Source organism: Asticcacaulis sp. YBE204, assembly GCF_000495855.1.
In the GTDB taxonomy this organism is placed as follows: Bacteria; Pseudomonadota; Alphaproteobacteria; order Caulobacterales; family Caulobacteraceae; genus Asticcacaulis.
Genome location: NZ_AWGF01000019.1, coordinates 73,525 through 85,478, shown reverse-complemented (window position 1 = coordinate 85,478; position 11,954 = coordinate 73,525). Strand labels below are relative to the sequence as shown.

At 59.9% G+C, this 11,954-nt stretch carries 22 protein-coding genes; 21 read left to right on the top strand and 1 reads right to left on the bottom strand.

The genetic code is table 11. The annotated features are described in order from the left end of the window. Positions 1 to 180 precede the first annotated feature (180 nt). Positions 181 to 1,020, bottom strand: a complete 840-nt coding sequence (locus AEYBE204_RS37780) for a hypothetical protein (protein WP_023463862.1) — start codon at positions 1,018 to 1,020, stop codon at positions 181 to 183. A 193-nt stretch (positions 1,021 to 1,213) separates the two neighbouring features. Here AEYBE204_RS37780 and AEYBE204_RS37775 point away from each other — a divergent pair, with 193 nt between their 5' ends. The 21 genes from AEYBE204_RS37775 (at position 1,214) to rpmD (ending at position 11,942) form a co-directional block, all read left to right on the top strand. Then, positions 1,214 to 2,395, top strand: coding sequence for a GNAT family N-acetyltransferase (locus tag AEYBE204_RS37775; RefSeq protein WP_052019513.1), 1,182 nt, complete (start codon positions 1,214 to 1,216; stop codon positions 2,393 to 2,395). A gap of 467 nt (positions 2,396 to 2,862) precedes the next feature. Next, positions 2,863 to 3,171: a 30S ribosomal protein S10 gene (gene rpsJ / locus AEYBE204_RS37770; protein WP_006273890.1), complete on the top strand. Its 309-nt coding sequence runs from the start codon at positions 2,863 to 2,865 to the stop codon at positions 3,169 to 3,171. Positions 3,172 to 3,182: 11 nt separating this feature from the next. Then, positions 3,183 to 3,926: a 50S ribosomal protein L3 gene (gene rplC, locus AEYBE204_RS37765; protein WP_023463860.1), complete on the top strand. Its 744-nt coding sequence runs from the start codon at positions 3,183 to 3,185 to the stop codon at positions 3,924 to 3,926. 2 nt (positions 3,927 to 3,928) lie between these two features. Continuing rightward, positions 3,929 to 4,561: a 50S ribosomal protein L4 gene (rplD, locus tag AEYBE204_RS37760; RefSeq protein WP_023463859.1), complete on the top strand. Its 633-nt coding sequence runs from the start codon at positions 3,929 to 3,931 to the stop codon at positions 4,559 to 4,561. Positions 4,562 to 4,566: 5 nt separating this feature from the next. Then, positions 4,567 to 4,863 (top strand): 50S ribosomal protein L23, encoded by a 297-nt coding sequence (locus AEYBE204_RS37755; RefSeq protein WP_023463858.1) that lies wholly within the window; start codon positions 4,567 to 4,569, stop codon positions 4,861 to 4,863. Between the two features lie 15 nt (positions 4,864 to 4,878). Beyond that, complete coding sequence (rplB, locus tag AEYBE204_RS37750; RefSeq protein ID WP_023463857.1) at positions 4,879 to 5,715, top strand: 50S ribosomal protein L2; 837 nt, start codon at positions 4,879 to 4,881, stop codon at positions 5,713 to 5,715. Positions 5,716 to 5,718: 3 nt separating this feature from the next. Further along, positions 5,719 to 5,997: a 30S ribosomal protein S19 gene (gene rpsS / locus AEYBE204_RS37745; RefSeq protein WP_023463856.1), complete on the top strand. Its 279-nt coding sequence runs from the start codon at positions 5,719 to 5,721 to the stop codon at positions 5,995 to 5,997. Between the two features lie 2 nt (positions 5,998 to 5,999). After that, positions 6,000 to 6,383, top strand: coding sequence for a 50S ribosomal protein L22 (gene rplV, locus AEYBE204_RS37740; RefSeq protein WP_023463855.1), 384 nt, complete (start codon positions 6,000 to 6,002; stop codon positions 6,381 to 6,383). A 1-nt stretch (position 6,384) separates the two neighbouring features. Next, positions 6,385 to 7,140, top strand: coding sequence for a 30S ribosomal protein S3 (gene rpsC / locus AEYBE204_RS37735; RefSeq protein ID WP_023463854.1), 756 nt, complete (start codon positions 6,385 to 6,387; stop codon positions 7,138 to 7,140). Positions 7,141 to 7,145: 5 nt separating this feature from the next. Next, positions 7,146 to 7,580, top strand: a complete 435-nt coding sequence (rplP, locus tag AEYBE204_RS37730) for a 50S ribosomal protein L16 (protein ID WP_023463853.1) — start codon at positions 7,146 to 7,148, stop codon at positions 7,578 to 7,580. A gap of 4 nt (positions 7,581 to 7,584) precedes the next feature. Then, a complete protein-coding gene (gene rpmC / locus AEYBE204_RS37725) occupies positions 7,585 to 7,779 on the top strand; it encodes a 50S ribosomal protein L29 (RefSeq protein WP_023463852.1) in 195 nt (64 codons plus the stop codon). Between the two features lie 12 nt (positions 7,780 to 7,791). Next, positions 7,792 to 8,031, top strand: a complete 240-nt coding sequence (gene rpsQ, locus AEYBE204_RS37720) for a 30S ribosomal protein S17 (RefSeq protein WP_023463851.1) — start codon at positions 7,792 to 7,794, stop codon at positions 8,029 to 8,031. A 249-nt stretch (positions 8,032 to 8,280) separates the two neighbouring features. After that, positions 8,281 to 8,649, top strand: a complete 369-nt coding sequence (gene rplN / locus AEYBE204_RS37715; protein WP_023463850.1) for a 50S ribosomal protein L14 — start codon at positions 8,281 to 8,283, stop codon at positions 8,647 to 8,649. Between the two features lie 3 nt (positions 8,650 to 8,652). Continuing rightward, entirely contained in the window at positions 8,653 to 8,967 is a 315-nt protein-coding gene (rplX, locus tag AEYBE204_RS37710; RefSeq protein ID WP_023463849.1) for a 50S ribosomal protein L24, read from the top strand. Beyond that, positions 8,960 to 9,517, top strand: coding sequence for a 50S ribosomal protein L5 (gene rplE / locus AEYBE204_RS37705; RefSeq protein ID WP_023463848.1), 558 nt, complete (start codon positions 8,960 to 8,962; stop codon positions 9,515 to 9,517). The genes rplX and rplE overlap by 8 nt, the downstream gene beginning before the upstream one ends. Positions 9,518 to 9,534: 17 nt before the next feature. Continuing rightward, entirely contained in the window at positions 9,535 to 9,840 is a 306-nt protein-coding gene (gene rpsN, locus AEYBE204_RS37700; RefSeq protein WP_023463847.1) for a 30S ribosomal protein S14, read from the top strand. Positions 9,841 to 9,855: 15 nt separating this feature from the next. Further along, on the top strand, positions 9,856 to 10,254 hold the full coding sequence (gene rpsH / locus AEYBE204_RS37695; protein WP_023463846.1) for a 30S ribosomal protein S8: 399 nt from the start codon (positions 9,856 to 9,858) through the stop codon (positions 10,252 to 10,254). 27 nt (positions 10,255 to 10,281) lie between these two features. Further along, positions 10,282 to 10,815 (top strand): 50S ribosomal protein L6, encoded by a 534-nt coding sequence (gene rplF / locus AEYBE204_RS37690; RefSeq protein ID WP_023463845.1) that lies wholly within the window; start codon positions 10,282 to 10,284, stop codon positions 10,813 to 10,815. A gap of 3 nt (positions 10,816 to 10,818) precedes the next feature. Further along, the gene (gene rplR, locus AEYBE204_RS37685; RefSeq protein ID WP_023463844.1) at positions 10,819 to 11,172 is read left to right on the top strand and encodes a 50S ribosomal protein L18; all 354 of its coding nucleotides are present in this window, start codon (positions 10,819 to 10,821) and stop codon (positions 11,170 to 11,172) included. A gap of 12 nt (positions 11,173 to 11,184) precedes the next feature. Continuing rightward, positions 11,185 to 11,760: a 30S ribosomal protein S5 gene (gene rpsE / locus AEYBE204_RS37680; protein ID WP_023463843.1), complete on the top strand. Its 576-nt coding sequence runs from the start codon at positions 11,185 to 11,187 to the stop codon at positions 11,758 to 11,760. A gap of 5 nt (positions 11,761 to 11,765) precedes the next feature. Continuing rightward, complete coding sequence (rpmD, locus tag AEYBE204_RS37675) at positions 11,766 to 11,942, top strand: 50S ribosomal protein L30 (RefSeq protein WP_023463842.1); 177 nt, start codon at positions 11,766 to 11,768, stop codon at positions 11,940 to 11,942. Positions 11,943 to 11,954 lie beyond the last annotated feature (12 nt).

Here is an 11,954-nt window from a genome sequence, read left to right as displayed (position 1 = left end):
GTTTGAGGTTAGTCAAGGCAAGGGGCCGCAAGGCCCCTTGACCCCATGACTGTCCGAGACAAATGAAAGCCCGCTGAGTCACCTCAGCGGGCTTTTTTGTTTTCTCCCTCCTCCCTGTCGCACAGCGATGGGGAGGTGGATCGGAGCCGTCAGGCGATGAGACGGAGGGGGGCGACAGCGCTACGCCTTCACCCCAAACGCCGGTGCGACCAGATCGCGCCAGATGGCGATGGCCGGACGGCCCATATAGCCGTCGCTGTTCAGCAGTTCGAGCGGCGCGCCAGGCAAGAGTATGTTGATCGGCACATACCGTGTTTGCAGATGGCCATCCTCATACTGAACCGCCGGGAAATGCTGTCCGAAAACCGGCAGGTTCGGTTGCAGCCTCAGATGCAGATGTTCATCCCAGACGTAGTTGTCCATCGAGGCGAAATATTCCCGCATCCGCCAGCTGATCACATCGCTGACGTCCGGCGTCGTATCGATAACATCCTCCGTTGCAATGAATCCCGGCAGGAAGTGGCGCACCGGATCGTCGCCCCAGCATTGTTGCGAGACGGTCGGATCGACCAGCCGGAACGGCGGCGCGATCAGCCAGGCGTGGCCCAGCACCGCCATCGGAAAATCCTGAAAATCATGCCGGTAAAAACCGCAGCGGATATGTTCGGGCTCAACGATAAAGGTCGTCGAGCCCAGTATGCCGTAGCTCCATATACCCAGCCGCTCCAGCATCCGGATCATCATCGAGGCGGCATCGACGCAGGCCCCTTCCCAGCCATCGGCCTTGAGCGTCGACAGGATGATATCGCACAGGCGCGGCACGATCTCGCGCACCCGCGCCTCATAGGCGGCATCGCGCGGGCGCAGATCTACCCAGCGACCGTAGAGTTCGATACAGGACGGATCGGCGGCGCACAGTTCGATAAAGGCCGGATGGCTGTAGAACCCCGGTTGCGTCGGATCGATACCTGCGGTGCGCAGGGTGTGTTCGATCCGCTGGCGTTCTGAGTCTGTGTCCATATTCCGCTCTAACACACATGATAAACCGGATGATAGGCGGTTTAATGCCTCAGAAAGCGATGCGGATTAATCCTTCCGGACGTCATATCCTGTGCGGGAATACCATAGAGGCAAAGCATTAACCCTGACTGTTAGCCGCATTTAAACCTCGTCCTGATACAGACGTGTACCAAGTCTTATGGGGTTTAACCGAATGTCCAGATTGAAATCGATCGAGGTCGTCGCGCCGGACGCCCTGACCGGTGACGATATCGCCGCGTGGGAGGGCTTCACGGCCCGCCGCCCGGACATGATCGGCCCGTATTTCGACGTGCGTTATGTGATGGATATCGGTCTGAGCGTTCCCGATGCCTATGTGGCGCGTCTGCGCGATGAAGCGGGTGAGGTGGCAGGCTTTCTGCCCTACCAGATACGCGGGCGGACCTTGCAGCCCTTGGGCGCGCCGCTCACCGACTATCACGGGATCATCGGCGATGTCGGTTTCGAGATGGACTACCGTTTGCTGTTGAAAACGCTCAAGGCCGACCGGCTGGAGTTTCAGGGGTGGGTAGGAGGTATGGAGCCCACCGCGCGCACCCTTAGCGTCGTGACCCAGATCGCCGACCTTTCCGACGGCTATGATGCTTACTTCGCCAAGCAAAAGGCGCTGCACCACAAGTTCTACAAAAACCTGGGTCGTTGCGGACGCAATGCCGAGCGCGATTTCGGCGGCTTTCAGTTTGCGTTCGAACGCGTGACACCCGACCTGTTGCAATGGGTCATCGATCAGAAGCGCCAGCAATATGCGCGGTCGGGCATGCACGACGTTTTCGGCTGCGGCTGGACGTTGAAACTGCTGAGCGAACTGGCGCGCCGTCAGGATGAAGGCTTCGGTCTGCGCGTCGGCGTCCTGCGCGAAGGCAATCATCTGGTGGCCGCGGAAATCTGCCTGATGCGTGGCGACTATATCCATTTCTGGTTCCCGGCCTATGCCGAAGCCTATCACCGCTACAGCCCCGGTATTATTCTTGCGTTGAAGATCATGGAACACGGCGCGGGCATGGGTGTGACCCGCGTCGATTTCGGTGCGGGTGGCGAAAGCTACAAGCATACCATGACCTCACCGGCTCAGACCTGTCTCGAAGGCGTGGTCACGGCGCGGCCGCTTCTGCTGAGTGTCGTGGGGGATGTAGTGGAAAGTCTGTCGCCGCGTCTCAAGAGCCTGCGCCTGTCCCTGCGGCGCCGGATGCGTGTGATTCGGGCCTGCGAAACCTGTCCGAAGGGACGGCGACATGCATTGCAAGCCCTGATTCGTCGCGGCTTCAGCCGTTTGCGCCAGCCCATAGCCGCAGGCGCGGTCGCGGCAGGTGCTGTCAACGACAATATCGACCTTTAAATTCTCGTTATCGAGGTGTTAAAAGCGCGACCCTGCCTATGCGCCGGGGCGGGCTTTTCGCATTTTCGGATACCTGACGCGAGATATGGCCGATTATAGCCTTAGCCTGAAACTTTTGTGGCTTAAGGGGTTGACGCGGGCGGACTCCTTAGGCATATACGCGACCTCTGTTGGATCGGCCGTGACACTTCGGTGTTAAACGCGTTCCGCATACTACGAAATTAAGTCGTACGGCCTCATCTGATTTCAGATGACTCTGTTCAGACTTTCCGAATGGCCTCGCAGGCAACCCCTGCGTGGCTTTGTTTTTTGCGGATATCGCGTCGGTCTCGTTTTGAAGCGCACGCCAAAAAGTGTTTTCGGTTTTTGGAAACACGTGCGCGACAAGGGAGAAGATCGAAGCCGGTCTTTGAAATGGTTCAACGGACGCGGGATACGCAAACCCTTTAACTTGGAATAAGAGCGATATGGATCGTCAGAATATCCGCATCAGGCTCAAGGCCTTCGATCACCGCGTACTGGATCATTCCACACGCGAAATCGTAAATACGGCCAAGCGCACCGGTGCCACCGTGCGGGGACCCATCCCCCTGCCGACGCTGATTGAACGCTTCACCGTGAACCGTTCGCCGCACGTCGACAAGAAGTCCCGTGAACAATTCGAAATCCGTACGCACAAGCGCGTGCTCGATATCGTCGATCCTACCCCGCAGACCGTTGACGCGCTGATGAAGCTCGACCTGTCCGCTGGCGTGGACGTCGAGATCAAGATTTAAGGGGCCGGATTATGAAAAGAACCGGTCTACTTGCCAAGAAGCTGGGCATGACGCGTTATTTCGACGCGCAGGGCCTGCACACCCCCGTCACCGTTCTCTCGCTCGAAGGCTGTCAGGTCGTCGCTCAGCGTACGAAGGACAAGGACGGCTACACCGCGCTGCAACTGGGCGCTGGTGCCAAGAAAGCCAAAAACACCTCGAACCCCGAGCGCGTGCGTTTCGCCAAGGCGCAGGTCGAGCCCAAGGCGATCCTTGCTGAATTCCGCGTGTCGGAAGATGCCCTCGTCGAAGTCGGTGCCGAGCTTTCGGCCGATCACTTCGCCGAAGGTCAGAAGGTCGACATCCAGGGCACGACCATCGGTAAGGGTTTTGCCGGTGCCATGAAGCGCTGGAACTTCGGCGGCATGCGCGCCACCCACGGTGTTTCGGTCTCTCACCGTGCCCACGGTTCGACGGGTAACCGTCAGGATCCGGGCCGTACCTTCCCGGGTAAGAAGATGGCTGGTCACTACGGTGTCGAAACCGTCACGACCCTCAACCTCGAAGTCGTTCGCGTGGACGCCGAGCGCGGCCTGATCTTCATTCGTGGCGCTGTCCCGGGTGCGGAAGGTTCGTTCGTGAAGATCCGCGACGCCGTCAAGAAGGCCGCTCCTGCGGGCCTGCCGTTCCCGGCCGGTCTGAAGAAGGCTGCCGTTGCCGACACGGCCCCGGTTCAAGCTGAGGAAGCTCCTGCTCAAGAAGAGGGAGCTGAATAATTATGAAACTCGAAGTCATCACCCTCGACAACGGCAAGGCCGGTTCGATCGATCTTTCGGATGCCGTCTTCGGCATCGAAGAGATCCGTTCGGACATCCTGGCTCGCGTCGTCAACTGGCAGTTGGCCAAGCGCCGCGCCGGTACGCACAAGGTCCAGACCCGCAACGAGAATTCTCGTACGGGTAAGAAGATGTACAAGCAAAAGGGCTCCGGCGGCGCTCGTCACGGTTCGCGCCGTGCCCCGCAATTCGTCGGCGGTTCGCGCGCCTTCGGTCCGGTCGTTCGCTCGCATGCGTTCGACCTGCAAAAGAAGGTCCGTGCGCTGGGTCTGCGTCATGCTCTGTCGTCGAAGGTCAAGACCGGCTCGCTGATCGTTCTCGATCAGGCCGTCCTGACTGCCCCCAAGACCGCCGCTCTTCGCGCCCAGTTCGAAACGCTCGGCCTGAAGAACGCTCTGTTCATCGCGGGTCCGGAAGTTGACACCAACTTCGCCCTCGCTTCGCGCAACATCCCGAACATCGACGTCCTGCCGTCGGCTGGCCTGAATGTCTATGACATCCTGCGCCGCCAGACGCTGGTTCTGACGAAGTCGGCGGTTGAGGCGATCGAAGCCCGCTTCAAAGTGGAGGCCTAATCGTTATGGCTGCTACTATTCGCAATTACGACGTGCTTCTGAGCCCGCACATCACCGAAAAGTCGACCCTGCTTTCCGAGCAGAACAAGGTCGTCTTCAAGGTGGCGCTGGACGCTTCGAAGGACGAAGTGGCCTCGGCCGTTGAAGCGCTCTTCAACGTCAAGGTCGTCAAGGTCAACACGGTGGTCACGAAGGGCAAAACCAAGCGCTTCAAGGGCATCATGGGCCGTCGCAACGATGTCAAAAAAGCGATTGTTACCCTCGAAGAGGGCCAATCGATCGACATCACCACCGGTCTGTAAGGGGAGGTTTTAACAATGGCTTTGAAGCATTTTAATCCGACCTCGCCCGGCCGTCGCGAACTGGTTCTCGTTGACCGTTCCGAACTGCACAAAGGTCGTCCGGAAAAGTCGCTCGTCGAAGGTCTGACCAAGTCGGGCGGTCGTGGCGCCGGTGGCCGTATCGCCGTCCGCTTCCGTGGCGGTGGCGCGAAGAAGCTTTATCGCATCATCGACTTCAAGCGTCGCAAGTTCGACGTCGTCGGTACGGTCGAGCGTCTGGAATACGATCCGAACCGCACCGCGTTCATCGCGCTGATCAACTACGCCGACGGCGAAAAGGCCTATATCCTGGCCCCGCAACGCCTGAAGGCCGGTGATCAGATCATCGCTTCGGAAAAGGTCGACGTGAAGCCCGGCAACGCGGCTCCGCTGCGCGCCCTGCCGATCGGTACGATCATCCACAACATCGAGCTGAAGCCCCTCAAGGGTGGTCAGCTGGCCCGTTCGGCTGGCGCCTACGCTCAGCTGGTCGGTCGTGATGCCGGTTACGCCCAGATTCGTCTGGGTTCGGGCGAGCTGCGCATGGTGCTCGACACCTGCATGGCCACCATCGGCGCCGTGTCCAACCCGGACCACATGAACGAAAGCCTCGGCAAGGCCGGTCGCAAGCGTCACATGGGCTTCCGTCCGCACGTCCGCGGTGTGGCCATGAACCCGATCGACCACCCGCACGGTGGTGGTGAAGGCCGTACTTCCGGTGGTCGTAACCCGGTTACCCCGTGGGGCAAGCCGACCAAGGGCCGCAAGACCCGTACCAACAAAGCGACGGATAAGTTCATCATCCGCTCGCGTCACCTTAAGAAGGCTCGCTAATCCATGGCTCGCTCCGTATGGAAAGGTCCTTTCGTCGATGGCCACCTTCTTAAGAAGGCGGAAACGGCTCAGGACTCCGGTCGCAAGGACGTCATCAAGACGTGGTCGCGCCGGTCTGTCATCATGCCCCAGTTCGTGGGGCTCACCTTTGGTGTTTATAACGGTCAGAAGCACGTTCCCGTGCTCGTGTCGGAAGACATGGTCGGCATGAAGCTCGGTGAATTTTCGCCTACGCGGAACTTCCCCGGCCACGCCGCTGACAAGAAGGCGAAGAGGAAGTAAGCATGTCGCAAACGTCCAATCCGCGTCGCGTCAAGCCGACCGAAGCCCGCGCCAAGCTGGTTTCCATCCGTATCAGCCCGTACAAGCTGAACCTCGTCGCCCAGTCTATCCGTGGCCTCAAGGTTCAACGTGCGCTGAACGAGCTGGAATTCTCGCATAAGCGTATCGCCGGTGACGTGCGCAAGGCCCTGTATTCGGCGATTTCGAACGCTGAAAACAACCACAACCTCGACATCGACAATCTGTTCGTTGCCGAAGCCTATGTGGGCAAGAACATCGTCATGAAGCGTTTTGCGTCCCGCGCCCGCGGTCGCTCTTCGCGTATCCTGAAACCCTTCTCGGAACTGACGATCGTCGTCCGTGAAGCTGGCGCGGAGGCCGCATAACATGGGTCAGAAAGTCAATCCGATCGGTCTGCGCCTCGGCGTCAACCGCACCTGGGATTCGCGCTGGTTCGCTGCCCGTCAGGAATATGCCAAGCTGCTTCATCAGGACCTGAAGATCCGTAAGGTTCTGAAGGAAAAGCTGAACGCCGCCGGCGTGTCGCGCATCATCATCGAGCGTCCGCACAAGAAGTGCCGCGTGACGATCTACGCCGCCCGTCCGGGCGTCGTGATCGGCAAAAAGGGCGCCGACATCGACAAGCTGCGTAAGGACGTCGCCGTCATCACCGAAGGCGAAGTGTTCCTGAACCTGGTCGAAATCCGCAAGCCGGAAGTCGACTCGCAACTGGTCGCCGAATCGATCTGCCAGCAGCTGGAGCGCCGCGTCGCTTTCCGCCGCGCCATGAAGCGTTCGATCCAGTCGGCCATGCGTCTGGGCGCCAAGGGCATCCGTATGAACCTGTCGGGTCGTCTCGGCGGTGCGGAAATCGCCCGTATGGAATGGTATCGTGAAGGCCGCGTGCCTTTGCACACCCTGCGCGCCGACATCGACTTCGGTTTCGCCGAAGCCCTGACCACCTACGGCATCATCGGTGTCAAGGTGTGGATCTTCAAGGGTGAAGTGCTGGAGCACGATCCGATGGCGCAGGACAAGCGCTGGGCGAACGAAGCCTCTGGTCCGTCGTCCAACGAGCGTCCTGAGCGCGGTGACCGTAACAACCGTGGCCCGCGCCGCGATCGCAACAATAAGGAGGCCTAATCGCTATGCTGCTTCCTAAGCGCACAAAATACCGTAAGGCCTTCAAGGGCCGCATCCACGGTAATGCCAAGGGCGGCTATACGCTGAACTTTGGTTCCTACGGTCTGAAGACGGTCGAGCCTGAGCGCCTGACCGCCCGCCAGATCGAAGCCGCCCGTCGGGCCATCACGCGTCAAATGAAGCGTCAGGGCCGCGTGTGGATCCGTATCTTCCCTGACCTCCCGGTCACGGGCAAGCCCGCCGAAGTCCGGATGGGTAAAGGTAAGGGTGCCGTGGATTACTGGGCGGCCCGCGTGGCTCCCGGCCGTATCCTCTTTGAAATCGACGGCGTGCCGGACGATATCGCGCGTGAGGCTCTGCGTCTCGGTGCGGCGAAGCTGCCCGTCAGCACCCGCGTCGTGACCCGTCTCGACGCCGGCGTCGCGGCGGCTGCGGAGTAAGATCATGACCAAGATTGCCGATCTTCGGGGCAAGACCTCGGACCAGCTCCAGGAAGAACTGCTGAACCTCAAAAAGGAACAGTTCAACCTGCGTTTCCAGAAGGCCACCGGCCAGCTGGAAAAGACCCACCGCGTGAACGAAATCCGCAAGGACGTCGCCCGCATCAAATCGCTTTTGAACGCTCAGAAGTCCGCCTAAAAGGAATAGACCATGCCCAAGCGCATTCTTGAAGGTCTGGTTGTTTCCGATAAGGGCAACAAGACCATCGTCGTAAAGGTGGAACGCACCGTTATGCATCCGCTTTTCAAGAAGCCGGTTCGCGTTTCGAAGCGCTACCACGCTCACGACGAGAACAACACCTACAAGACCGGCGAGGCCGCCCGCATCATCGAATGCGCGCCCAAGTCGAAGCTGAAGACCTGGGAAGTGCTTCCCAAGGACGCCGCCTAAGTCTTGTGACTAAAACCTTTGCAAGACGGTTCCGGCGCATCCGGAATACCCCTTGCAGACGTTGATTTCGGGGAATGCTCGCGAAACTTTTGCCAAATAACGGCAGATCGTTTCGTCGGGCATTTTTCCGTTTGCTTATTCCGGGGAAATAGGGTTTAAGGCCCGCTTCCTCGGAATCTCTATCGTTATCGTGGAAAGCCCGGCCCGTAAGGGCAGGGGCCTTTTGCGAGATTTTGGAAAGTTTGAATTATGATTCAGATGCAAACTAATCTGGACGTTGCCGATAATTCGGGCGCGCGCCGGGTCATGTGCATCAAGGTGTTGGGCGGCTCCAAGCGCCGTTACGCCTCGGTGGGTGACCTGATCGTCGTCTCGGTTAAGGAAGCGATCCCCCGCGGCCGCGTGAAGAAGGGTGACGTTCTGCGCGCCATCGTCGTTCGCACGTCCAAGGACATCCAGCGCAAGGACGGCTCGGTCATCCGTTTCGACGCCAACGCTGCCGTCATCGTTAACAAGTCGAGCGAGCCTATCGGCACGCGTATCTTCGGCCCGGTGCCGCGCGAACTTCGCGCCAAGAACCACATGAAGATCATCTCGCTGGCGCCGGAGGTCATCTAAGCTATGGCTGCTAAGATTAAAAAAGGCGACAAGGTCGTCGTCCTCACGGGCAAGGACAAGGGCCGTTCGGGCACCGTCCTGAAGGTTCTCCCGACCGAGAACCGCGTCGTCGTTCAGGGTATCAACGTCGTTCAGCGCCACACGCGCGCGTCGCAGACGAACCCGCAGGGCGGCATCATCCAGAAGGAAGCCTCGCTTCACCTGTCGAACGTCGCCATCGCCGACGTGAACGGCAAGCCGACCCGCGTCGGTTTCCGCATCGAAGGTGACAAGAAGGTCCGTTTCGCCAAGACGACGGGAGCTGTCATCAATGGCTGATCAAAAGTACACCCCGCGCCTGAAGAGCGTTTACCTGGAGACCATCCGGGCCGCCCTTAAGGAAGAGTTCGGCTACACGAACGAAATGCAGGTCCCCAAGCTCGACAAGGTTGTCGTGAACATGGGTATCGGCGAAGCCGTTGCCGACTCCAAGAAGGTCAAGGCCGCGATCAAGGATCTCGCCGCCATCACCGGTCAGAAGCCTGCCGAAACCAAGGCCCGCCAGTCCATCGCCGGCTTCAAGCTGCGCGAAGGCATGGTGATCGGCGCCAAGGTCACGCTGCGCAAGGACCGTATGTATGAATTCCTCGACCGCCTGATCACGATCGCGCTGCCGCGCGTGAAGGACTTCCGTGGTCTGAACGGTAACTCGTTCGACGGCCGTGGCAACTACGCCATGGGCCTGAAGGAACATATCGTGTTCCCGGAAATCAACTACGACCAGATCGACCAGATGTGGGGCATGGACATCGTTGTCTGCACCACGGCGAAGAGCGACAAGGAAGCCAAGGCTCTCCTGAAGCACTTCCAGTTCCCGTTCACCTCGTAAGCGGAGAAGATAAGACAATGGCTAAGAAATCTGCTGTCAACCGCAACGAGATGGTTAAGGCCCTGGTCAAGAAGTACGCCGCCAAGCGCGACGCTCTGAAAGCCGCCGCCATCGACGAATCCCTTCCCCTGGAAGAGCGCTTCGCCGCCCGTCTCGCACTCGCCAAGCTGCCCCGCAACTCGGCACCCACCCGCATCCGTAATCGCTGTGAAGTGACCGGCCGCCCGCGCGCCTTCTACCGCAAGCTCAACATGAGCCGTATTGCGCTGCGCAAGCTGGCCAACGAAGGTCAGGTTCCCGGCATGACGAAGTCGAGCTGGTAAGGGAATATCTGAAACATGTTTATCTCTGACCCCTTAAGCGACCTGATCGCGCGCATCAAGAACGCTGCCATGCGCAAGCGTTCCAAGGTGCTCACCCCTGCCTCGAAACTTCGTGCCCGCGTGCTCGACGTTCTCAAGGACGAAGGTTACATCCGCGGCTACGAGCTGCTGGAAGTGCCGGGTGAATTCCCGCAGTTCGAAATCGAACTGAAGTACTTCGACGATCAGCCGGTTATCGCGGACATCGCCCGCGTCTCCAAGCCGGGCCGTCGCGTCTATTCGTCGATCGCAGATCTGAAGCCCGTCAAGAACGGTCTCGGCATCTCGATCCTGTCCACGCCCAAGGGCGTCATGTCTGACAACGCAGCCCGCGAAAACAACGTCGGCGGCGAAGTCCTCTGCCGCGTCTACTAAGACGACGGCTGTCAGGAAATTAAGACCATGTCACGGATTGGTAAAAAAGCCATCGCAGTGCCGTCGGGCGTGACCGTCACGCTCGAAGGCCAAAAGGTCACCGTCAAGGGCCCCAAGGGGCAACTCGACTGGACCGTCGTAGAAGAAATCGAAGTCAAGCAGGAAGCGGGTTCGCTGTCCGTCGCCCCCCGTGGCGAAACGGCGCGTCACCGTTCGATGTGGGGCCTTTCGCGCACCCTGATCGCCAATATGGTGAAGGGCGTGACCGAAGGCTTCGAATCGAGCCTCGAACTGGTCGGCGTCGGTTACCGCGCCGCCATGAAGGGCGCCAACCTCGAACTGTCGCTCGGCTTCTCGCACCCCGTCGAAGTCACGCCGCCCGCCGGTGTCACCTTCGTCGTGCCGAAGCAAACGGAAATCAAGATCCAGGGCATCGACAAGCAAGTCGTCGGTGAACTGGCCGCGAAGATCCGCAAGATTCGTCCGCCCGAGCCCTATAAGGCCAAGGGTGTGCGTTACGCCGGCGAGAAGGTTCGCCGCAAGGAAGGGAAGAAGAAGTAAGTCATGGCTCTCTCTCCTCGTGAACAAATGGCTCGTCGCGCGCAACGTAACCGTACGCGCCTGAAGAAGCTCTCCAACGGCCGCCCGCGTCTGTCGGTCTTCCGTTCGGACAAGAACATCTACGCCCAGGTCATCGACGACCTGAACGGCAAAACCGTCGCCGCGGCTTCGTCGCTGGAAGCGGATGCCAAGCGTGGCTCGGACACCTCCGCCGCTACCGAAGTCGGCAAGCTGGTCGCCCAGCGCGCCATCGAAGCCGGCATCAAGGATGTCGTGTTCGACCGCGGTGGCTACATCTATCACGGCCGGGTGAAGGCGTTGGCTGATGCCGCGCGCGAAGCCGGTCTCAACTTCTAAGGGGTACATTCAATGGCTCGTCCCAGCGAAAACCGCAATGACCGCCGCGATCGTACCGAAGAACCTTCGGAGTTCGTGGAAAAACTGGTCCACATCAACCGCGTCGCCGCTACCGTGAAGGGTGGCCGTCGTTTCTCGTTCGCCGCTCTCATGGTTGTCGGTGACCAAAAGGGTCGCGTTGGTTTCGGTCACGGTAAGGCCCGTGAAGTTCCGGAAGCCATCCGCAAGGCGACCGAAGAAGCCAAGAAGTCGCTCGTCCGCGTGCCGCTTCGCGAATCCCGCACCCTGCACCACGACGGCTACGGTCGTTGGGGCGCCGGCAAGATCCAGCTCCGCGCGGCCCCTCCGGGCACCGGCGTGATCGCGGGCGGTCCGATGCGTGCCGTGCTCGAAACCCTCGGCGTCTCCGACGTCGTCGGCAAGAGCCTCGGTTCGTCGAACCCCTACAACATGGTGCGCGCCACGTTCGAGGCCCTGAAGGTGCAGTCTTCGCCCCGTCAGATCGCCGCCAAGCGTGGTAAGAAGGTTGGCGACATCCTGACCCGCCGCAACGATGGCGCGTCGTCGCCTGAATCCATCGAGGGCTAATCATCATGGCTCAAGTCACTGTCAAGCAAACGGGTTCGCCCATTCGCCGCACCAAGGACCAGCGCGCTACGCTCGCCGGTCTGGGTCTCAACAAGATGGGCCGTACGTCCGTTCTGGAAGACACCCCTTCGGTTCGCGGCATGATCGCCAAGGTCGCCCACCTCATCGAGATCGTTGAGTAGGTCAGACTAACC